A 19,942-nucleotide genomic window follows, 5' to 3' on the forward strand; every position below is an offset into this window, starting at 1 on the left:
ACCGGCCAGTTGATTAGTATTGGCCGTCATGACCAGTGACGCCAACCAGCTTGTCGACATGATGAACGCCGGGATGGCGTCCACCATCCCGACCGCGCACCAGATGGGCATCCAGGTGGTGGAGGCCCGCCGCGGGTATGGCGCCGCCACCGCCCCCGTCGAGGGCAACGGCAACCACTTCGGCGTCATCTACGCCGGCGTGCAGTTCACCGTGGCCGAAATCCTCGGCGGCGTCATCGCGCTGAGCACCTTCGACGCCGCCAAATACTTCCCACTGGTCAAGAACGTCGACATCGCGTTCGTGGGCATGGCGCGATCGCCGCTGCGCGCCGAGGCCCGGCTCGACGAGGAGACCATCGCCCGGGTGGAAGCCGAGGCCGCCGAGCGGGGCAAAGCCGACTTCACCCTCGAGGCCGTGGTGACCGATGCCGACGGTCAGACCGTCGCCACCACCCGCGGGCTCTACCAGTTGCGCGCACACGGCCGGTAGGACTCCGCGGGTCCGTGAGAGTGCGGTGAGGGTCGTGCCCTCGCGAAATCCACAGCCATAGCCGCAATCTCGCGAAGCGATAGCTACTGGGCGGTGCGGCGCGGCAGCTTCCAGTCCGGTCGGATGAAGTGGCAGGTGTAGCCGTTGGGATAGTGCTGCAGATAGTCCTGGTGCTCGGGTTCGGCCTCCCAGAAGTCGCCGGCCGGGCTGACCTCGGTGACCACCTTGCCCGGCCACAGCCCGGAGGCCTCGACGTCGGCGATGGTGTCCACCGCGATCCGCTTCTGCTCGTCGTCGCGGTAGAAGATGGCCGAACGGTAGCTGGTCCCGATGTCGTTGCCCTGCCGGTTCTTGGTGGTCGGGTCGTGGATCTGGAAGAAGAACTCCAACAGCGTGCGGTAGTCGGTGCGCGCCGGGTCGTAGGTGATCTCGATGGCCTCGGCGTGACCGGGGTGGTTGCGGTAGGTGGCGTGGGCGTTCTCGCCGCCGGTGTAGCCGACCCGCGTCGCGACGACGCCCGGCTGCTTGCGGATCAGTTCCTGCATCCCCCAGAAGCAGCCGCCCGCCAGGATCGCCGTGTCGTAACTCGTCATGCTCGTCCCTCCTTGCCAAGTGGGCATCGCCTCGATTATCCCCGTGCCCTGGGGCGGGCATGGATCTCGACGAATCGCTCGACAAACCCAGCTAGAACGTGTTCTAGTTCTTCCGTGGCGACTCGGCTGTTTACCCGTGACGAGCTGGCCGCGGCGTTCGAGACGTTCGAGCAGACCGTCGCCCGCGCCGCCGAAACCCGGGACTGGGACGCCTGGGTGCAGCACTACACCCCCGACGTCGAGTACGTCGAGCACGCCGCGGGGACCATGCACGGCCGCGACGAAGTGCGCGCCTGGATCCGCACCACGATGACGACGTTTCCGGGCAGCCACATGGTGGCGTTCCCGTCGCTGTGGTCGGTGATCGACGAACCCACCGGGCGGATCATCTGCGAGCTGGACAACCCGATGGCCGACCCCGGCGACGGCACCGTCATCAGCGCGACGAACATCTCGATCATCACCTACGCCGGTGACGGGCTGTGGCGTCGCCAAGAAGACATCTACAACCCGCTGCGGTTCGCCCGGGCGGCGATGAAGTGGTGCAAAAAGGCGGCGGCGCTCGGCACGCTGGACGACGCGGCGGCCGGCTGGATGCGCAAGTTCGGAGGACAGCTATGACCCCCAAGCTGGTGATCGGCGCCAACGGATTCCTCGGCTCGCACGTCACCCGGCAACTGGTCGCCGACGGCGCCGAGGTGCGGGTGATGGTGCGGCCCACCGCCAATACCCGCAGCATCGACGACCTGGAGGTCACCCGGTTTCACGGCGACGTGTTCGACACCGACACGCTGCGGGCCGCGATGGACGGCTGCGACGACGTGTACTACTGCGTGGTCGACACCCGGGCCTGGCTGCGGGACCCGGCACCGCTGTTTCGTACCAACGTGGACGGGCTGCGCAACGCGCTCGACGTCGCGAAAGAGGCCGACCTGCACCGGTTCGTCTTCACCAGCAGCTACGCGACGGTGGGCCGGCGCCGCGGCCACGTCGCCACCGAGGACGACATCATCAGTTCGCGCGGGCTGACGCCCTACGTGCAGTCCCGGGTGCAGGCCGAGGAACTGGTGCTGCGGTACGCGGCGCAGCACGGCCTGCCCGCCGTGGCGATGTGCGTGTCCACCACCTACGGCCGCGGCGACTGGGGCCGCACCCCGCACGGCGCCTTCATCGCCGGCGCGGTCTACGGCAAACTGCCCTTTTTGATGGACGGCGTCGAGCTGGAAGTCGTCGGTGTCGAGGATGCGGCCCGAGCGTTGATCTTGGCCGCCGAACGCGGCCGCACCGGCGAGCGCTACCTGATCTCGGAACGGATGATGCCGCTCAAACAGGTGGTGCGGATCGCCGCCGACGAGGCCGGGGTGCCGCCGCCGCAACGGTCCATCTCGGTGCCGACGCTGTACGCCCTCGGGGCGCTGGGCAGCCTGCGGGCCCGGCTGACCGGCAAGGACGCCGAGCTCAGCGTGACGTCGGTGCGGATGATGCGCGCCGAAGCCCCCGTCGACCACAGCAAAGCCGTCCGGGACCTGGGCTGGCAGCCGCGACCGGTGGAGGAATCCATCCGGGAGGCGGCCCGGTTCTGGGCCGAGCTGCGCAACGCCAAGGGCAAGAGCCCCACCGCGAGCTGAACACCACGCCGACCGTCGTTCAACGACGTTCGCTGGGTGGCGTGCGCGACTAACCTCGGGCGGCGTGACCACCGAACGAGTGCCCGTCGATCTCAGCGGCGCGCCGCAGACCATGCTGGCGACGTTTTACGCCAAGGCGTTGGACGCCGACTTCGCCAACCCGATCCTGGGCGATCGGTACGCCAAGGAGATCGTCGACCGCATCGACTACGACTGGACGAAGACCTCGATCACCGCCCGCCGCGCGCCGTCGGTGACCAGTCGGTCCGCGCACTTCGACGCCTGGGTGCGCCAATTTCTCGCTGTGCACCCGCAGGCGGTGGTGCTGCACTTGGGTTGCGGGCTGGACAGCCGGTTCTTCCGGCTGCAGCCCGGACCCGGCGTGGAGTGGTACGACGTCGACTACCCCGAAGTGGTCGAGCTGCGAACCCAGCTCTACCCGAGCCGCGACCACTATCACTTGGTCGCCGCCTCGGTCACCGACCCCGCATGGCTGGCAGACATTGCGACCGGACGACCGACGCTCATGATCGGTGAAGGGCTGACGATGTACCTCACCGAGCAGGACGGCATCGCACTGCTGCGCCGAGTGGTGGACCGGTTCGGCTCCGGTGAACTGCAGTTCGACGCGTTCAACTGGCTTGGGATCAAGAGCCAGTGGACAAACACAGTGGTGCGCCGCTCAGGTTCCACGTTGTCCTGGGCGATCAACGGGCCGAAGGACATTCTCGAAGCGGTGCCCGGGGTACGGCTGCTGGCGTGGCAGCGGTGGTTCGAGTCGCACACCTTCGCGCAGCTGCGGCCGGCCTACCGGGCGATGGGCAAGGTGATGTCACTCGTTCCGGCGGCGGCCAGTATGGCGCAATACCACCGCTACGCATTCTGATCTGCAGGGAATCTTCCTGCCGGGCCGGTGTTGGACCTGCTATTGACCAGCTAAGGAGATGTCACCATGACCCACCGTCCCGTCTTGGAACCGACCGCCGGGCACCCGATCACGATTGAGCCGACCGCAGGGCGGGTCCGGGTTCGCGTCAACGGCGAGATCGTCGCCGACACCCGCGCCGCGTTGGGGCTGAGGGAGGCCACAATCCCTGTGGTGCAATACATTCCGTTGGATGACGTGGTGCAAGAACAGTTGGCTCGCACCGCCACCAGCACCTACTGTCCCTTCAAAGGCGACGCCAGCTACTACCGCGTGACCACCGCGGCGGGCGACACCGTCGACGACGTGGCCTGGACCTACGAGCAGCCGTACCCGGCGGTGGCGGCGATCGCCGGGCACCTCGCCTTCTACCCCGACAAGGCCGACATCGAGGTGCAGGCCGATTAGCCGAACAGCTGCGCGGCCAACGCGGTGTCGCTGTACTCGCGCATCGAGGTGATCAGCCCGTCGCGGGTCTCCACGATAAACACGAACGGGCTGTCATAGCGCACCCCCGCGGCGGTGACGCCGTCGGCCTGCGCCTCGATCACCACGCTGTGGCCGTCGTTGAAGCACCGAATGAGCTCGAGGTTGATCGGCAGGGCGCGGTTGCGTCGCTCGACGTCGCGGCGCAGCGCCGCCTTGTCCACCGACTGCCGGGTGACGATGCTCCAGTAGGTGAAGTCGTCGCTGAGCAGGGCGAAGCATTCGTCGAGGTCGGCGCCGTCGGAGAAGCACTGTAAAAACATCCACGCCAGTTCGGCCTGCGGGTCGTCGAACGGTGTGGTCACGCTCGCCATCCTGTCCCGGAACCCGGCCGAGGGTCAATCATGCGGTGGTACCTATTGATCGTGGTGCTGATGGAGGGCGGTAGGTGAAGCACGAGCGCACCGTCAGGTTCCCGGGTGCGGTAAGCCCCGAGTTGAGCCTCGCGCCGCTGCGCCGCGGCCCGCTCGACCCGTGCTTTCAGGTGCACGACGCCGGCATCTGGCGGACCAGCCTGATGGCCACCGGGCCGGTCACCGCCCGCATCGCCCGGTCGGCCCGCGACGCCGTGACCTGCGCCGCGTGGGGCGCCGGCGCCGAGGAGTTCCTCGATGCGGTGCCGGCGCTGCTCGGCGCCGACGACGACGCCGCGGGGTTTGCGCCGCACGACCCGACCGTGGCCGCCGCGCACCGCCGGGTCCCGCACCTGCGGCTGGGCCGGACCGGGCGGGTGTTGGAGGCCCTCATCCCCGCGGTGCTCGAGCAGCGGGTGCCCGGCGCCGACGCGTTCCGCTCCTGGCGCACGCTGGTCGCCCGGTTCGGTGCCCCCGCGCCCGGGCCGGCGCCGCCGCGGCTGATGGTGCCGCCGTCGGCCGAGGTGTGGCGGGCGATCCCGTCCTGGGAGTTTCACCGCGCCAACGTCGACCCCGGCCGGGCCCGGACCGTGGTGGGCTGCGCGCAGCGGGCCGCGGCGCTGGAGCGGCTGACGTCCCGGCCCGCAGGACAGGCGCGGGAGGCGCTGAGGTCGCTGCCGGGCGTCGGGGTATGGACGGCGGCCGAGACCGCGCAACGCGCGTTCGGTGACCCCGACGCGCTGTCGGTCGGGGACTACCACATCCCGAAGATGATCGGCTGGACGCTGCTGGGCCACCCGGTCGACGACGCGGGGATGGTCGAGGTGCTCGAGCCGATGCGCCCGCATCGACACCGGGTGGTGCGGCTGCTGCAAGCCAGCGGATTGGCGGTCGCCCCGCGCCGCGGCCCCCGGCTGCCGCTGCAAAACCTTCGTGCGCTGTAGCCGAGCCCTTCGTGACTGTGCGGTTTCATACGCTTCACCGCCTTAAAGCGTATGAAACCGCACAGTCGGCGTGACTGTCGCGGATGGTGCGCACACCGGGCCCGGCGGGAATAATCGGACCGTGGTCCGGTTATATCGGGTAACGCCGACCTAAGGAGGCACCCATGCCCGCGGTAACCGCAGACACCTTGACCCTGCCCCGGCTGAGCCCGGCCGCGCCCGCCGACACCCAACGCCCGGTCCGCTCGATCACCACCGGTCCGCGCGGCTTCGAGGGGCTCGGGTTTCCGGTGGTGCGCGCGTTCGCGGGGGTCCGCGCCGCCGACCTGGACCCGTTCGTGCACATGGATCAGATGGGCGAGGTCGACTACCTGCCCGGCGAGCCCCGCGGCACCGACTGGCATCCGCACCGCGGCTTCGAAACCGTCACCTACATGATCGACGGCCAATTTGCCCACCAGGATTCCCACGGCGGCGGCGGCCTGATCGCCGACGGCGCCACCCAGTGGATGACGGCTGGCTCCGGCATCCTGCACATCGAGACCCCGCCGGCGGAGCTGGTCGCAAGCGGCGGTGTGTTCCACGGGATTCAGCTGTGGGTCAACCTGCCCAAGGCCGACAAGTTCGCCGCACCGCGCTACCAGGCGATCGAGGGCAACGACGTGGCGCTGCTGGCCTCCGACGACGGCGGCGCGCTGGTCCGCATCATCGCCGGCGACCTCGACGGCCACCGCGGCCCCGGGTCCACCCACACCCCGATCACGTTGGCGCACGCCACGATCGAACCCGGAGCGCGCCTGGACCTGCCGTGGAACCGCGACTTCAACGCGCTGGTGTACGTGCTGTCCGGCCGCGGCAGCGTCGGGCCGGTGGCGCACCCGATCCAGGGCGGCCAACTCGCCGTGCTGGGCCCGGGCGACCGGATCACCGTGGCCGCCGACCCGACCCAGGACGCGCACCGACGTGCGCTGGAGGTGCTGCTGTTGGGGGGCCGCCCGATCCGGGAGCCGGTGTTCCACTACGGACCGTTCGTGATGACCACCAAGGCCGAGTTGATCCAGGCGTTGGAGGACTACCAGGCCGGGAAATTCGGCACCATCCCGGCCGACGCACTGATGCCGCACACCGCGGGCTAGCGCCCCGCCGGGTCACTCCGGCCGGACGCTGGCGAAGCTGCCGGTGTCGAGGGCGTGCAGCAGCTGCCCGGCGATCCACGCCAACGCGTCGTTATCCCGCGGCAGGGTGGCCTGTTCGTAGCCGACCAGCAGGTAGACCGCCCAGGCCGCGAACAGTTGCGCGGGGCGCTCCTGGTGCAGGATTTCGAAGGCCGACTCGTACATGATGTCGAAACGCTGCCGGTCGACCTCCACCTGGATCGCGCGGACCTGCGGATCGGTCGAACTCCACGACCGGATGGCGGCTTCGGCGCCGTGCGGCAGCCCCAACCCGATCTGAATCAAGGTGTCGATCCGGCGCCGCGGATCCGGATCGGTGCGCACCTCTTCCACCAGCCGCAGGGTGAGCGCCTCCTGCCAGTGGTTGACCAACGCGCGGGTGTAGGCCGACCAGTTGGCGAAGTAGTGATAGAAGGAGCCGGTCGTCACACCCAACCGGGTGCACACCTCGGCCAGCTTCAGCCCGCCGTAGCCCAGGTCGGACAGCACGTCGAGACCGACCTCGAAGTAGGCCTCCCGGGAGATCACGGTTGCCATGTTCGGAACTGTAATTCGCGGCGCGTCCGGCTCGGCACCGATCCCACCGATGACCCGCTCGGTGCGGCGGCTGCTGTTCTACGGTGGGCAGATGAAAGTCAACGTGAACCTGGATAAGTGCGTCGGCATCGGGATGTGTGAGGTTGCCGCGCCGAACGTGTTTGAGGTCGGCGACGACGGTCAGTCGCACGTGCTGGTCGACGAGATCGCCGAGGCCGACGTGGCCGGGGTCAAGCAGGCGGTCGCCAACTGCCCCACCGAGGCGTTGACGATCCAGGACTAATCCCCGGCCTGGGATTAGCTGAGCCGCCGGGGCCACGGCGTGATCTATGGCACAATTTAGCGGTGCGGTACACCGCGAGCCGGGGGCCGGGTCGCCCCCCCGCAGCGAAGGCGGCGGAAACGCGGAAACGCATTGTGCGTGTGGCCCGCGAGGTTTTCAGCGAACTCGGTTATGACGCGGCCACTTTCCAGGCGATCGCCCTGCGCGCCGACCTGACCCGTCCGGCGATCAACCACTACTTCCCCAGTAAACGTGTGCTGTACCGCGAAGTGGTGGAGCAGACCAACGAGCTGATCATCGCCACCGGGATGGAACGGGCGCGGCGCGAGACCACCTTGATCGGTCGGGTGTCGGCGTTCATCGAGACCGCGGTCCAGGCCGACTCCGAGGACCGGTCGGCGGCGGCGTTCCTGGTGACCTCGGTGCTGGAATCGCAGCGGCACCCCGAACTGCGTCTGGTCGAGCATGACTCGCTGCTGAACTCCCGAGAGTTTTTGACCTGGGCGGTCACCGACGCGATCGAGCACGGGGAACTGGCCACCGATTCCGACGTCGCGTCGCTGGTGGAGATGTTGGCCGCGGTGCTGTGGGGGGTTGGCTTCTACGCCGGCTTCGTCGGCAGCCATCAGCAACTGGAGGACATCACCAGCAACCTGCGGCTGCTGCTGGCCAACAAACTCTGGCGACACCAGGACTAGCCGCAGTGATCTGAGCCACAGCAGCAGATAGGCTGCCTAACTTATTCGGTAGCATGGCGCAGGATGACTGATCTGGGTGAAGTGCGGTCGGTCCGCACCGACGGCGACAGCTGGGAGATCACCGAAAGCGTCGGCGCTACGGCGCTGTCGGTGGCGGCCTGCCGGGCCGCCGAAACCGCGCAACCGCAGCCGCTGATCCGCGACGAGTTCGCTTACCTGCTGGTGTCCAAGGCCGGGGAGGCCTGGGCGCGGCTGGCCAGCGGCCGCCTGGACTGGCTCGATGACGACGACGAGTACGGGCGGCGGGTGACCGACCTGGGGCGCGACTACCAGGCGGTGCGCACCCACTTCTTCGACGCCTACTTCGCCGACGCCACGGCGGCCGGCATCCGGCAGGCGGTGATTTTGGCGGCCGGGTTGGACGCCCGCGCCTACCGGCTGGACTGGCCGGCGCACAGCACCGTGTACGAAATCGACCAGCCCCAGGTTCTGGCCTACAAGGGGGCGACCCTGGACGCGGCCGGCGCGCGGCCGACGGCGACCCGGCGCGCGGTACCGATCGACCTGCGCGACGATTGGCCGTCGGCGCTGGCCGGCGCCGGCTTCGACGCCGCGCAACCGACCGCCTGGCTGGCCGAGGGCCTGCTGCCGTATCTGCCCGCCGACGCCCAGGACCGGCTCTTTGAGATGGTGACCGCGTTGAGTGCTTCGGGCAGTCGCATCGCCGTCGAAGCGTTCGCGATGTTTCGGCCCGGCGCCGACGGGCAACGCCGCAAGGTCTCGCGTGAGCGGCGGGCCCGGTTGCGGGACCGGCTGGGGCTCGACGTCAACGTCGAGTCGCTGGTCTACCACGAAGACGACCGCGCCGACGCCGCGTCGCTGCTCGACCGGCACGGGTGGCAGGTGCAGGCGGTGGACAGCCGCGACGAGGCGGCCCGGCTGGGCCGCGCGGTGCCCGACGACCTGGCCGAGCAGACCGCCAGCACCACGCTGCTGATCGGTCGGCGTTAACCACTTCCAACTGAAGGGCACCGATGAGCACCATGCGCACCCACGACGACACCTGGGACATCGCCACCAGCGTCGGCACCACCGCGGTCATGGTGGCAGCGGCCCGCGCGATCGAAACCGTTCGCCCCGATCCGCTGATCCGCGACCCGTACGCCAAGATCCTGGTCGCCGATGCCGGCACCGGGGTGTGGGAGTTCATGCTCGACGACGCGATCGACAGCCGGTTGGAAACCGTGGACCCGGAGTCGGCCGCCATCTTTCGGCACATGCGCGGCTACCAGGCGGTCCGCACCCACTTTTTCGATGCCTACTTCGCCGATGCCGTGGCCTCCGGGATCCGCCAGGTGGTGATTCTGGCGTCTGGGCTGGACTCCCGGGCCTACCGGCTGGACTGGCCGGGCGGCACCACCGTGTATGAGATCGACCAGCCCAAGGTGCTCGAGTACAAGGCCGCCACGCTGGCCGCGCACGGGGTGAGCCCGGCGGCGGACCGGCATGAGGTGCCGATCGACCTGCGCCAGGACTGGCCGGCGGCGTTGCGGGCGGCGGGATTCGACCCGGCGGCGCCGACGGCCTGGCTGGCCGAAGGGCTGTTGATGTACCTGCCCGGTGATGCCCAGGACCGCCTGTTTGAGCAGATCACCGCGCAGAGCGCGCCGGGCAGCCGGATCGCGACCGAGACCGCCGGTACGCACTCCGACGAACGGCGCGAGGAGATGCGGGAACGGTTCAAAAAGACCGCCGAGCAACTCGGCATCGCCCAACCCGTCGACTTCGCGGACTTGACCTACAACGACCCGGACCGCGCCGCCGTCGCCGACTGGCTCAACGGGCACGGCTGGCGGGCCACCGCGCAGCACTCCCAGGATGAGATGCGTCGGCTCGGTCGCTGGCTGGAGGTGCCGATGGGCGACGACAAGGACGCTTTCTCGGAGTTCGTGACCGCCAGCAAACTCTGACGACGACCTGTTGCCCAACCAGCTGGTTGGTTAGGATTGGGTTTCCGCCGGTGAGGAAGGGAACCCATGAGCACCCCTGAGGTCGTCGCCCCCGTCGAATCGGCCATCGCACAAACCGTTGCCCGCCTGCGGGATACCTTCGCGGCGGGGCGGACCCGCGAGGTGGAATGGCGGCGCACCCAGCTGCGCGGCATCCAGGCGATGATGGCCGAGAACGAAGCCAAGATCGCCGCCGCGCTGGAACAGGATCTGGGCCGCAAACCGTTCGAGTCGTGGCTGGCCGACACCGCCACCACCGTCGGCGAAGCCCGCTACGCCGCTAAGCACGTCAAGAAATGGATGCGCCGGCGGCACCGGCTGCTGGAGCGTGCGCAGTTGCCCGGTCGGGGCTGGGTGGAGTACGAACCGTACGGCACAGTGCTGATCATCGGTGCCTGGAATTTCCCGTTCTATCTGACCCTGGGCCCGCTGGTGGGTGCGGTGGCGGCCGGAAACACCGTGGTGCTCAAACCATCTGAGATCGCGCCGGCCTCGTCGCAGCTGATGGCCGAATTGGTACCGGCCTACCTGGACCCAGACGCGATCGTGGTGGTCGAGGGCGATGGCGCGGTCAGCCAGGAACTGATTGCCCAGGGTTTCGACCGGGTGATGTTCACCGGCGGCACCGAGATCGGTCGCAAGATCATGGCCGCCGCGGCCGAGCACCTCACCCCGGTCACCCTCGAGCTGGGCGGCAAAAGCCCCTGCATCGTGGCCGCCGACGCCGACGTGGACGTCGCGGCCAAACGCATCGCGTGGACCAAACTGGTCAACTCCGGGCAGACCTGCGTGGCGCCCGACTACGTGCTGGCTGACGCCACCATCCGGGACCGGCTGGTCGCCAAGATCGGGGAGGCGATCACCAGCTTCTACCCCGATCAGCCGCAGGGTATGCGGATCGTCAACCAACGCCAATTCGACCGGCTGGCCGGCTATTTGACGAACACCCAGGGCACGGTGGCGCTGGGTGGCGGCTTCCACGCCGCGACGCTGCGCATCGAGCCGACCGTGGTCGTCGGCCCCGACCCGGACGAGCCGCTGATGACCAACGAGATCTTCGGCCCGATCCTGCCGATCATCTCCGTCGAATCCCTCGATGACGCAATACGTTTCGTCAATTCTCGACCGAAACCCTTGGCGGCCTATGTGTTCACCAAGACCCGCGCGGTCGCCGAACGGGTGATCAACCAGGTGCCGGCCGGCGGCATGCTGGTCAACCACCTGATCTTCCAGGTGTCGACCGCCAAGCTGCCGTTCGGTGGGGTCGGCCCGTCCGGGATGGGCGCTTACCACGGCCGGTGGGGCTTTGAGGAATTCAGTCACCGCAAGTCGGTGCTGACCAAACCGACCCGACCCGACTTATCCCAGCTGATCTACCCGCCGTATACAGAGAAGGCGTGGAAGTTGGCGCGCCGGCTGTTCTAGCCGGCGACCGAGCAATCACATTCAGAGAGGAAACTCATGCCCGGAGTGCAGGATCGCGTCATCGTCGTCACCGGAGCCGGTGGGGGGCTGGGCCGGGAATACGCCCTGACCCTGGCCCGCGAGGGCGCCAGCGTCGTCGTCAACGACCTGGGTGGGGCCCGCGACGGGACCGGCGCCGGACACAACATGGCCGACCAGGTGGTCGCCGAGATCAAGGGCGCCGGTGGGCGCGCCGTCCCCAACTATGACAGCGTCGCCGACGAAGCGGGCGCGGCCAACATCATCAAGACCGCGCTCGATGAGTTCGGCAAGATCGACGGCGTGGTGTCCAACGCCGGCATCCTGCGCGACGGCACCTTCCACAAGATGACGTTCGACAACTGGAACGCCGTGCTGCAGGTGCACCTCTACGGCGGCTACCACGTGATCCGGGCCGCCTGGCCGCACTTCCGGGAGCAAAGCTTCGGCCGGGTCGTGGTCGCCACCTCCACCAGCGGGCTGTTCGGCAACTTCGGCCAGGCCAACTACGGCGCGGCCAAGCTGGGTCTGGTCGGGCTGATCAACACGCTGTCCATCGAGGGCGCCAAGTACAACATCAAGGCCAACGCGCTGGCGCCGGTCGCGGCCACCCGGATGACCGAAGACATCCTGCCGCCGGAGGTGCTGGCCAAGCTCAAGCCCGAATACGTCGCCCCGGTGGTGGGCTACCTGTGCACCGAGGAGGTGCCCGACACCGGATCGGTGTTCATCGTCGGCGGCAGCCGGGTGCAGCGCGCCGCGCTGTTCGAGAACGCCGGCGCCAACTTCGAGAACCCGCCGTCGGTCGATGAGGTGGCCGCCCAGTGGGAGACCATCACCGACCTGTCGGCCGCCAAGCAGGCCAGCTTCTCGGTCCGCTAGTTCCTGCCCAGCGGACGCGGGAGGCGCCGGCGACATTGAGATCGCGGCCCGGGTCGTGGTTTTCGAAAATGCACGACCGCAGGCGCAATCTCGATTCACGGCAAAGCCCCCCATTTCGGTTTCCTACCGAAATGGGGGCTTTGTGTTCGCTCGCCGGGGTTAGGCGGCCCGGAGGGGCACCAGGACCGGGTCGTCGGTGGCGTTACGGGCATCGCCGTCGCCGGGGCCACCCCAGTCCTCGTCGAGGACACCCTCCAAGGCGAAGGCCACGTCATTGGTCAGCGAGGTCAGCAACCGGGCGGTGGTGCCGGCGGCGATGGCGCTGATCCCGGCGAGGACGGCTGCGGCGGTCATGCGCGTCATGAGGGTTCTCCTTGGTGGGGCGGTCACGGTATGCGGAAGACTGTAGCGCAGATGGTGATGCAGTGCAACAGTTTAGTCGCTACGGAAATGCCAATGAGCGGCGTCGTCTCGGGATACGGGCCGGTCGACTGGTCCGCGTGCGCGGGCAAAACACCAGGTAGTGGGTGATCTAACGCCCAGGCGCAACCCGCCGCAGAAAACTGCAGCGGTGCTCTGTTTTTAGTGGCGCACCATGCCGCGGGCCGCCCGAACCGCTACGGAAACCGGTCAGCCGAGCAGCGCGCTGCGCAGCCGGTCCAGGTCGGTGCGGGTCACCTCGGCCGCACGCAGGAAGCCGGCCATGGAGCCGTAGTTGTCGTCGATGGCGCGCCGCGCGGTATCCAGGTAGTCCGCGCGCACCCCGAGGACCTCGTCGGTCAGGCGGGCCTCGCTGAACGTCACCACTTCCGGGGTCACCCCGGCGCCGGCGCGTTCGGAGATCATCTCCAGGATCTTCGAGCGCAGCTGCGGTACGGCGTCGTTGCTGCGCAGGTAGTCCGCCATGATGGCGTCCCGGTCGATGCCGACCGCCTCCAGCACCACCGCGATGGTCAACCCGGTGCGGTCCTTGCCGGCGAAGCAGTGGGCCAGCACGCGGTGGCCGGCGCCGAGCAGCGTGATCACGCGGTGCACCGCACGTCGCGCGCCCGGCAGGGTCGGGAAGCGGCGGTACTCCTCGGTCATGTACCGGGCGGCGGTGTCGGCGATCGACTCGGCATCGGGCCGCTCGGTCATCAGTCGCCGGAACGCATGCTCGTGCGGGGACTCGTCGTTGCCGCCGTGGTCGTCGGCCAGGTCGGGGAACGGCAGCAAGTGGATGTGCACGCCGTCGGGTACCCGGCCCGCCCCGCGGCGTTCCACCTCGCGGGGCGATCGCAGGTCGGCGACGTCGGTGATTCCCAGCCTGCGCAGTTCGGTGCGGCCGGCCTCGGCCAGCTCGCTCAGCTCACCGGACCGGAACAGCCAGCCCGGCGCGATCGTCGTGGCGTCGGCGACGTCGCGGAAGTTCCACGCTCCGTCCAGTTCTCGCACGTCGGTGGTCATTGCGAGGTCACCGCCAACCGCTGGTGATGGTCGGCCGCCGTGGCCGACATCGCGAAGTCCATGCCCGCCACGATATGACACCTGTCGACCAGCGGTAGATGCCGCGGTAGATATGGGGTCATGACCGAGAGCCGCCCGCCGTTTCCGCCGTTCACCGCCGAGACCGCGACGCAGAAGGTGCAGGCCGCCGAGGACGCGTGGAACACCCGCGACCCGGTCGCGGTGAGCCGGGCGTACACCGCCGACTCGCGGTGGCGCAACCGCGACGAGCACATCGTCGGCCGCGCCCAGATCGTGGCGTTCTTAACCCGCAAGTGGCAACGGGAACTGGACTATGCGCTGCGCAAGAGCCTGTGGGACTTCCACGACAACCGGATCGCCGTGCGCTTCCAGTACGAGTCGCGCGACGCGGCCGGGCAGTGGTACCGCAGCTACGGCAACGAGCTGTGGGAGTTCACCGCGACCGGGCTGATGTCGCGCCGGGAGGCCAGCATCAACGACGTGCCGATCGCCGCCTCGGAGCGGCGCTATTTCGGTCCGCGGCCGCTATCGGAACATGGCCACGACATCCCGCTGTGGTGACCCGGGACGGGGCCGCCTAACAGCTACCCCCGGATCCGCGCCGCGCATCGCAGAACCGGCACAACATCCTGTTGTGACGACAGCGGATCCCGTTGTGGCGTTGTCCGACCGGCTAGCGGAGCAGCGGCCCGCTGACCACCCGTAACGTTCCCGTGATGCCAAACGGGCAGGGTGGTGTAGCCGGCCTGCGGGAGGGCGGAAAATCTCCGATGGCGGGGGTGACCGGTTAGTGTGACGAGGCGTATGCACTTGTCCGGTTCCGGCAGGCAAGTGGAACGAGCCAGGCGTGGGGACCGCCAGCGACGATGCGGGGCGGGCCGATGAGGAGGAACGGCGGTTGTGACCGATACGCAGACAACGGTGGGGGTGGTCGCCGAATCCGGGGGCGACGAGCGACGCGTGGCGCTGGTCCCGAAGGCGGTCGCGTCCCTGGTGAAAAGCGGCGTCGCCGTCGTCGTCGAATCCGGTGCGGGTGAACGCGCGCTGCTGCCCGATCAGCTCTACACCGAGGCGGGTGCCACCGTCGGGGACGCCTGGGCGGCGGAGATCGTCGTCAAGGTCGCGCCGCCGACGGCCGCGGAGGTGGGCCGGCTGCGCGACGGCCAAACCCTGATCGGGTTCCTGGCTCCCCGCAACGCCGACAACCAGATCGACGCGCTCAACGCCGCCGGGGTGCAGGCGTTCGCGTTGGAGGCGATCCCGCGGATCTCCCGGGCCCAGGTGATGGACGCGTTGAGTTCGCAGGCCAACGTGTCCGGGTACAAGGCGGTGCTGCTGGCGGCCTCGGAGTCCACCCGGTTCTTCCCGATGCTGACCACCGCGGCGGGCACCGTGAAGCCGGCCACCGTGCTGGTGCTCGGCGTCGGGGTGGCCGGGCTGCAGGCGCTGGCCACCGCCAAGCGGCTGGGGGCGCGCACCACCGGGTATGACGTGCGCCCCGAGGTGGCCGACCAGGTGCGGTCGGTGGGGGCGCAGTGGCTCGACCTCGGCATCGACGCGGCCGGGGAGGGCGGCTACGCCCGGGAGCTCACCGACGCCGAACGCGAACAGCAGCAAAAAGCGCTGGAGCAGGCGATCACCGGTTTCGACGTGGTGATCACCACCGCGCTGGTGCCCGGCCGTCCGGCGCCCAGGTTGGTGACCGCCGCCGCGGTGGAGGGCATGAAGGCCGGCAGCGTGGTGGTGGACCTGGCCGGGGAGACCGGCGGGAACTGCGAACTGACCGAACCCGGCCAGACCGTCGTCCGCCACGACGTCACCATCGCCTCCCCGTTGAATCTGCCGGCGACCATGCCCGAGCACGCCAGCGAGCTGTATTCCAAGAACATCACGGCGCTGCTGGAGCTGCTGGTCACCGACGGCAAGCTGGCCCCGGACTTCGGCGACGAGGTGGTCGCGGCGGCGTGTGTGACCCGAACTGGAGAGGACGCCTGATGCTCTACGACGACCTGCTGGCCAACCTGGCGATCCTGGTGCTGTCCGGGTTCGTCGGGTTCGCGGTGATCTCCAAGGTGCCCAACACGCTGCACACCCCGCTGATGTCGGGCACCAACGCCATCCACGGCATCGTGGTGCTGGGCGCGCTGCTGGTGCTCGGACGGGTCGAGCACCCCTCGCTGGCGCAGCAGATCATCCTGTTCGTCGCGCTGGTGTTCGGCACCTTGAACGTCATCGGCGGGTTCATCGTCACCGACCGGATGCTCGGCATGTTCAAGGGCAAAAAGCCCGGCAAGCAGGTCGCGAAGGTTGAGGAGCCGGCCGCGAAATGAACTACCTGGTCACGATCCTCTACATTGTCGCGTTCTCGCTGTTCATCTACGGCCTGATGGGCCTGACCGGGCCCAAGACCGCGGTGCGGGGCAACCTGATCGCCGCGGTCGGGATGGCCATCGCGGTGGTGGCCACGCTGATCCTGATCCGCGACACCGACCACTGGCCGCTGATCATCGCCGGGCTGGTGCTCGGGGTGGTGCTCGGTGTCCCGCCGGCGCGGCTGACCAAGATGACCGCGATGCCGCAGCTGGTGGCGTTCTTCAACGGCGTCGGCGGTGGCACGGTGGCGCTGATCGCGCTCTCGGAGTTCATGGACACCGACGGCTTCGCCAACTTCCAGCACGGCGAGAACCCGACCGTGCACGTCGTGGTGGCGTCGCTGTTCGCCGCGATCGTCGGGTCGATCTCGTTCTGGGGCTCGATCATCGCGTTCGGCAAGCTGCAGGAGATCATCTCCGGCCGGCCGATCGGCATCGGCCGGCTGCAGCAGCCGCTCAACGTGCTGCTGCTGGCGGCGGCGGTGGCCGCCGCCGTGGTCATCGGGCTGGGGGCGCATCCCGGTGGCGGCGTGGCGTTGTGGTGGATGATCGGCCTGCTGGTCGCGGCCGCCGTGTTGGGCCTGATGGTGGTGCTGCCGATCGGCGGCGCCGACATGCCGGTGGTCATCTCGCTGCTCAACGCGATGACCGGGCTGTCGGCGGCGGCGGCCGGGCTGGCGCTGAACAACACCGCGATGATCGTGGCCGGCATGATCGTCGGCGCCTCCGGGTCGATCCTGACCAACCTGATGGCCAAGGCGATGAACCGGTCGATTCCGGCGATCGTGATGGGCGGCTTCGGCGGCGGCGGGGTGGCGCCCGGTGCCGATGGCGGCGGCGACAAGCACGTGACCGCGACCTCGGCGGCCGACGCCGCGATCCAGATGTCCTACGCCAACCAGGTGATCGTGGTGCCCGGCTACGGCCTGGCCGTCGCGCAGGCCCAGCACGCCGTCAAGGACATGGCCAGCCTGCTCGAGGACAAGGGGGTGCAGGTCAAGTTCGCCATCCATCCCGTCGCCGGCCGGATGCCCGGGCATATGAACGTGCTGCTGGCCGAGGCCGAGGTCGACTACGACGCGATGAAGGACATGGACGACATCAACGACGAGTTCGCCCGCACCGACGTGGCGATCGTCATCGGCGCCAACGACGTCACCAACCCGGCCGCGCGCAATGACCCGTCCAGCCCGATCCACGGGATGCCGATCCTCAACGTGGATCAGGCGAAGTCGGTGATCGTGCTCAAGCGGTCGATGAACTCCGGCTTCGCCGGGATCGACAACCCGCTGTTTTACGGCGAGGGCACCACCATGCTGTTCGGGGATGCCAAGAAGTCGGTGTCGGAGGTCATCGAGGAGCTCAAGGCGCTGTAGCCCGCCGAGCAGACGTAAAAGCCCCCATTTCCAGCGGAAATCGGGGGCTTTTACGTCTGCTCGCGCGGGAGCCGGTGCGGGTTAGACCGGGGGATATGCGGGCGGGGGGTAGCCCTGGCCGTCGGTCACGCCGCGCAAACCCCAAAAGACGTAGTTGAAGAAGTACTCGATCTCGTCGGTCGCGTCGTAATCCGGGTTCGGATCCATCGGTCGCCTCCTCGCGTCACCCGCCTGGTGAGTCTAGCCCCGTCGGCGTCCCGCCAACACCGGAGCGGCGGCATTGCCTAGACTATCCAACCAGTTGATTGACTCCGGGTGACAACCCGCCCTGCCGATAGTGAGAACCATGCCATCCGAGAGCACCACCACCAATGGCCTGACCCGCCGCGAGGAGCTGCTGGCCGTCGCCACCAAGCTGTTCGCGGCCCGCGGCTACCACGGCACCCGGATGGACGACGTCGCCGACGTGGTCGGGCTGAACAAGGCCACCGTCTACCACTACTACGCCAGCAAGTCGCTGATCCTCTACGACATCTACCAACAGGCCGCCGAGCGCACGCTGGCCGCCGTCCACGACGACCCGTCCTGGACCGCGCGGGAAGCCCTCTACCAGTACACGGTGCGGCTGCTGACCCAGATCGCCACCAACCTGGAAGGCGCCGCGGTGTACTTCCAGGAGCAGCCCTACATCACCGAGTGGTTCACCGAAGAACAGGTCGCCACGATCCGCGAGCAGGAGATCAAGGTCTACGAGCATGTGCACGGGCTGATCGACCGCGGCATCGCCAGCGGCGAGTTCTATGACTGCGACTCGCATGTGTTGGCGCTGGGCTACATCGGGATGACGTTGAGCAGCTACCGCTGGCTGCGGCCCAGCGGCCGGCGCACCGCGAAGGAGATCGCCGCCGAGTTCAGCACCGCGCTGCTGCGCGGCCTGATCCGCGACGAGGCGACCCGGGTGGAGTCGCCGCTGGGCGTCAGAACCGAAATCGATACAGCCGGTCGTAGTTCCTGACCGCCGGGAACGCCCCGACGAGGCGGTACAGGACGCGTTGCGGCGTGGCCGGGATCTTCGCCGGATCGAGGAACGCGGCGGTCTGCACCAGGCTGAGCCGCGGGTTCCACTCGCTTAGCTCGTGACCGTCTCGAGTGCCCCATTTGACGATGCCCTTGGTGAAGATCTTGGAGAGCCGCGGGCCCGATTCGGACAGCAGGTCGGCCAGCAGTTCGCCGGTGTCGAATCGATCGGTCAACCGGTGCATTAGATCCCGGATCTCGGCGGCGGCCAGGTACATCAGCAGGCCTTCGGCGACGACCAACGTGGGACGGTCGGTCGGTACCCGTTCGAGCCAGCCGGGGTCGGTGACCGAGCACCCGATCATCGTGTAGCCGGTGCGGTCGTCGTACAGCGCACGCCGCAACCCGATGACTTGCGGCACGTCGACGTCGAACCACTGCACCCCGGCGGGCGGCTGCAGGCGCTCGACCCGAGTGTCGAGCCCGCAGCCCAGATGCAGCACCACGGCGTCGGGGTGACGGGCCAGGAAGTCGGCCGCCCACTCGTCAAGCTGTTTGGCGCGCAACGCCACCAGGAACTGGTAGGTCCACGGCTGGACGGACCGGTGCACCCGGGCGAAGTCGTAGTCGATGCGGTCCACGGCCGCCGCGGCCGCGCGGTCGCCGAGAACCGGCTGCGCCGACCGACTTTCGTAGGCCCGCAGGTACAGCGTGCACAGATTCGTCCACTCCACCGAGCCCCAGCGCACGCCGCGGAAGTCGACCTTGTCGGGCTGCGTCGTCATCATGTCCTCCGTTCGGCGCGAAACTTCGCCCACCGCTGCGTCATCTCGTCGCCGTCGCTGGTGCAGAAGTCGCAGAAGTCCCGGAAGTCCTCCAACCGTTCCCGCTGTTCGACGCGGTCCGCGCTCAGCAGCGACAGACCGAACGTGGCGGTGTCGATACCGCCGCGCATCCGGCTCAGTTGCGCGGTGAGCACCTGGGTGAAACCGCCCGGGGTGACCCGGTACTGATGCTGGCGGGTGGCCGCGGGCAGTCGCTCGATCATGCCGCCGTCCTGCAGTTGGCGGGCGACGGTGCTGACCGACGCCTTGCTCACCGACAACGCCGCGGCCAGCGCCGCCAACGACTGCTGCGGCGGATCGCAGATCATCAACCAGCCGTAGATGCGGCCCATGGTGCGGGTGCCTCCGATGGCTTCGAAGAACAACCCGATCCGGTCGACGAACTCGGCTTCACCGGGAGACATTGACCACCTCGATTA

26 protein-coding genes are annotated in these 19,942 nt (G+C 68.5%); 18 read left to right on the forward strand and 8 right to left on the reverse strand.

Annotation, left to right across the window (positions count from 1 at the left end):
• The first annotated feature begins 28 nt into the window (after nt 1-28).
• The gene (locus tag ACAG26_RS17760; RefSeq protein WP_370484386.1) at nt 29-490 is read left to right on the forward strand and encodes a PaaI family thioesterase; all 462 of its coding nucleotides are present in this window, start codon (nt 29-31) and stop codon (nt 488-490) included.
• An 83-nt stretch (nt 491-573) separates the two neighbouring features.
• On the opposite strand, the gene msrA is transcribed toward ACAG26_RS17760, so the two are convergent.
• The gene (gene msrA / locus ACAG26_RS17765; protein WP_370484387.1) at nt 574-1,083 is read right to left on the reverse strand and encodes a peptide-methionine (S)-S-oxide reductase MsrA; all 510 of its coding nucleotides are present in this window, start codon (nt 1,081-1,083) and stop codon (nt 574-576) included.
• Between the two features lie 114 nt (nt 1,084-1,197).
• Here msrA and ACAG26_RS17770 point away from each other — a divergent pair, with 114 nt between their 5' ends.
• The 4 genes from ACAG26_RS17770 to ACAG26_RS17785 all read left to right on the forward strand — a co-directional run bounded on the left by ACAG26_RS17770 (nt 1,198) and on the right by ACAG26_RS17785 (nt 4,044).
• Nucleotides 1,198-1,704, forward strand: coding sequence for a nuclear transport factor 2 family protein (locus tag ACAG26_RS17770; RefSeq protein WP_370484388.1), 507 nt, complete (start codon nt 1,198-1,200; stop codon nt 1,702-1,704).
• On the forward strand, nt 1,701-2,711 hold the full coding sequence (locus ACAG26_RS17775) for an NAD-dependent epimerase/dehydratase family protein (RefSeq protein ID WP_370484389.1): 1,011 nt from the start codon (nt 1,701-1,703) through the stop codon (nt 2,709-2,711). The genes ACAG26_RS17770 and ACAG26_RS17775 overlap by 4 nt, the downstream gene beginning before the upstream one ends.
• Before the next feature lie 79 nt (nt 2,712-2,790).
• On the forward strand, nt 2,791-3,597 hold the full coding sequence (locus ACAG26_RS17780) for a class I SAM-dependent methyltransferase (RefSeq protein WP_370484485.1): 807 nt from the start codon (nt 2,791-2,793) through the stop codon (nt 3,595-3,597).
• A 66-nt stretch (nt 3,598-3,663) separates the two neighbouring features.
• Nucleotides 3,664-4,044, forward strand: coding sequence for a DUF427 domain-containing protein (locus ACAG26_RS17785; protein ID WP_370484390.1), 381 nt, complete (start codon nt 3,664-3,666; stop codon nt 4,042-4,044).
• On the opposite strand, the gene ACAG26_RS17790 is transcribed toward ACAG26_RS17785, so the two are convergent.
• Nucleotides 4,041-4,436, reverse strand: a complete 396-nt coding sequence (locus ACAG26_RS17790; protein ID WP_370484391.1) for a nuclear transport factor 2 family protein — start codon at nt 4,434-4,436, stop codon at nt 4,041-4,043. The genes ACAG26_RS17785 and ACAG26_RS17790 overlap by 4 nt on opposite strands.
• A gap of 74 nt (nt 4,437-4,510) precedes the next feature.
• Here ACAG26_RS17790 and ACAG26_RS17795 point away from each other — a divergent pair, with 74 nt between their 5' ends.
• Both ACAG26_RS17795 and ACAG26_RS17800 read left to right on the forward strand, forming a co-directional pair.
• Nucleotides 4,511-5,419: a DNA-3-methyladenine glycosylase gene (locus ACAG26_RS17795; protein WP_370484392.1), complete on the forward strand. Its 909-nt coding sequence runs from the start codon at nt 4,511-4,513 to the stop codon at nt 5,417-5,419.
• Between the two features lie 164 nt (nt 5,420-5,583).
• Entirely contained in the window at nt 5,584-6,555 is a 972-nt protein-coding gene (locus ACAG26_RS17800; protein ID WP_370484393.1) for a pirin family protein, read from the forward strand.
• 12 nt (nt 6,556-6,567) lie between these two features.
• Here the strand turns inward: ACAG26_RS17800 and ACAG26_RS17805 are convergent, their stop codons facing one another.
• Complete coding sequence (locus ACAG26_RS17805) at nt 6,568-7,131, reverse strand: TetR/AcrR family transcriptional regulator (RefSeq protein ID WP_370484394.1); 564 nt, start codon at nt 7,129-7,131, stop codon at nt 6,568-6,570.
• 49 nt (nt 7,132-7,180) lie between these two features.
• On the opposite strand from ACAG26_RS17805, the gene ACAG26_RS17810 reads away from it, so the two are divergent.
• From ACAG26_RS17810 to ACAG26_RS17835, 6 genes are all read left to right on the forward strand, one after another.
• On the forward strand, nt 7,181-7,414 hold the full coding sequence (locus ACAG26_RS17810; protein WP_370484395.1) for a ferredoxin: 234 nt from the start codon (nt 7,181-7,183) through the stop codon (nt 7,412-7,414).
• Nucleotides 7,415-7,476: 62 nt separating this feature from the next.
• Nucleotides 7,477-8,112: a TetR/AcrR family transcriptional regulator gene (locus ACAG26_RS17815; RefSeq protein ID WP_370484396.1), complete on the forward strand. Its 636-nt coding sequence runs from the start codon at nt 7,477-7,479 to the stop codon at nt 8,110-8,112.
• Nucleotides 8,113-8,175: 63 nt separating this feature from the next.
• Entirely contained in the window at nt 8,176-9,123 is a 948-nt protein-coding gene (locus ACAG26_RS17820) for an SAM-dependent methyltransferase (RefSeq protein WP_370484397.1), read from the forward strand.
• 23 nt (nt 9,124-9,146) lie between these two features.
• The gene (locus ACAG26_RS17825; RefSeq protein ID WP_370484398.1) at nt 9,147-10,082 is read left to right on the forward strand and encodes a class I SAM-dependent methyltransferase; all 936 of its coding nucleotides are present in this window, start codon (nt 9,147-9,149) and stop codon (nt 10,080-10,082) included.
• A gap of 66 nt (nt 10,083-10,148) precedes the next feature.
• On the forward strand, nt 10,149-11,546 hold the full coding sequence (locus ACAG26_RS17830) for an aldehyde dehydrogenase family protein (protein ID WP_370484399.1): 1,398 nt from the start codon (nt 10,149-10,151) through the stop codon (nt 11,544-11,546).
• 36 nt (nt 11,547-11,582) lie between these two features.
• The gene (locus ACAG26_RS17835) at nt 11,583-12,446 is read left to right on the forward strand and encodes an SDR family oxidoreductase (RefSeq protein ID WP_370484400.1); all 864 of its coding nucleotides are present in this window, start codon (nt 11,583-11,585) and stop codon (nt 12,444-12,446) included.
• A 159-nt stretch (nt 12,447-12,605) separates the two neighbouring features.
• Here ACAG26_RS17835 and ACAG26_RS17840 read toward each other — a convergent pair whose 3' ends face one another.
• Together ACAG26_RS17840 and ACAG26_RS17845 are read right to left on the reverse strand one after the other, a co-directional pair.
• Nucleotides 12,606-12,809, reverse strand: a complete 204-nt coding sequence (locus ACAG26_RS17840; RefSeq protein WP_370484401.1) for a hypothetical protein — start codon at nt 12,807-12,809, stop codon at nt 12,606-12,608.
• A gap of 267 nt (nt 12,810-13,076) precedes the next feature.
• Nucleotides 13,077-13,892, reverse strand: coding sequence for a tyrosine-protein phosphatase (locus tag ACAG26_RS17845; RefSeq protein WP_370484402.1), 816 nt, complete (start codon nt 13,890-13,892; stop codon nt 13,077-13,079).
• A gap of 120 nt (nt 13,893-14,012) precedes the next feature.
• Here ACAG26_RS17845 and ACAG26_RS17850 point away from each other — a divergent pair, with 120 nt between their 5' ends.
• The 4 genes from ACAG26_RS17850 (at nt 14,013) to ACAG26_RS17865 (ending at nt 17,661) form a co-directional block, all read left to right on the forward strand.
• A complete protein-coding gene (locus tag ACAG26_RS17850) occupies nt 14,013-14,474 on the forward strand; it encodes a DUF1348 family protein (protein WP_370484403.1) in 462 nt (153 codons plus the stop codon).
• Nucleotides 14,475-14,813: 339 nt separating this feature from the next.
• A complete protein-coding gene (locus ACAG26_RS17855) occupies nt 14,814-15,908 on the forward strand; it encodes a Re/Si-specific NAD(P)(+) transhydrogenase subunit alpha (RefSeq protein WP_370484404.1) in 1,095 nt (364 codons plus the stop codon).
• Complete coding sequence (locus ACAG26_RS17860; RefSeq protein ID WP_071019669.1) at nt 15,908-16,243, forward strand: NAD(P) transhydrogenase subunit alpha; 336 nt, start codon at nt 15,908-15,910, stop codon at nt 16,241-16,243. The genes ACAG26_RS17855 and ACAG26_RS17860 overlap by 1 nt, the downstream gene beginning before the upstream one ends.
• Nucleotides 16,240-17,661 (forward strand): NAD(P)(+) transhydrogenase (Re/Si-specific) subunit beta, encoded by a 1,422-nt coding sequence (locus tag ACAG26_RS17865; RefSeq protein ID WP_370484405.1) that lies wholly within the window; start codon nt 16,240-16,242, stop codon nt 17,659-17,661. The genes ACAG26_RS17860 and ACAG26_RS17865 overlap by 4 nt, the downstream gene beginning before the upstream one ends.
• Before the next feature lie 81 nt (nt 17,662-17,742).
• Here ACAG26_RS17865 and ACAG26_RS17870 read toward each other — a convergent pair whose 3' ends face one another.
• A complete protein-coding gene (locus tag ACAG26_RS17870; protein WP_095406959.1) occupies nt 17,743-17,868 on the reverse strand; it encodes a hypothetical protein in 126 nt (41 codons plus the stop codon).
• Nucleotides 17,869-18,007: 139 nt separating this feature from the next.
• On the opposite strand from ACAG26_RS17870, the gene ACAG26_RS17875 reads away from it, so the two are divergent.
• Entirely contained in the window at nt 18,008-18,676 is a 669-nt protein-coding gene (locus ACAG26_RS17875; protein ID WP_370484406.1) for a TetR/AcrR family transcriptional regulator, read from the forward strand.
• On the opposite strand, the gene ACAG26_RS17880 is transcribed toward ACAG26_RS17875, so the two are convergent.
• Both ACAG26_RS17880 and ACAG26_RS17885 read right to left on the reverse strand, forming a co-directional pair.
• Nucleotides 18,639-19,463 carry a class I SAM-dependent methyltransferase gene (locus ACAG26_RS17880; RefSeq protein ID WP_370484407.1) on the reverse strand — a complete coding sequence of 275 codons (825 nt, stop codon included), beginning with the start codon at nt 19,461-19,463 and terminating at the stop codon, nt 18,639-18,641. The genes ACAG26_RS17875 and ACAG26_RS17880 overlap by 38 nt on opposite strands.
• Nucleotides 19,463-19,927 carry a GbsR/MarR family transcriptional regulator gene (locus tag ACAG26_RS17885; protein ID WP_370484408.1) on the reverse strand — a complete coding sequence of 155 codons (465 nt, stop codon included), beginning with the start codon at nt 19,925-19,927 and terminating at the stop codon, nt 19,463-19,465. The genes ACAG26_RS17880 and ACAG26_RS17885 overlap by 1 nt, the downstream gene beginning before the upstream one ends.
• Nucleotides 19,928-19,942 lie beyond the last annotated feature (15 nt).

This window comes from Mycobacterium sp. pUA109, assembly GCF_041287095.1.
Taxonomy (GTDB): domain Bacteria; phylum Actinomycetota; class Actinomycetes; order Mycobacteriales; family Mycobacteriaceae; genus Mycobacterium.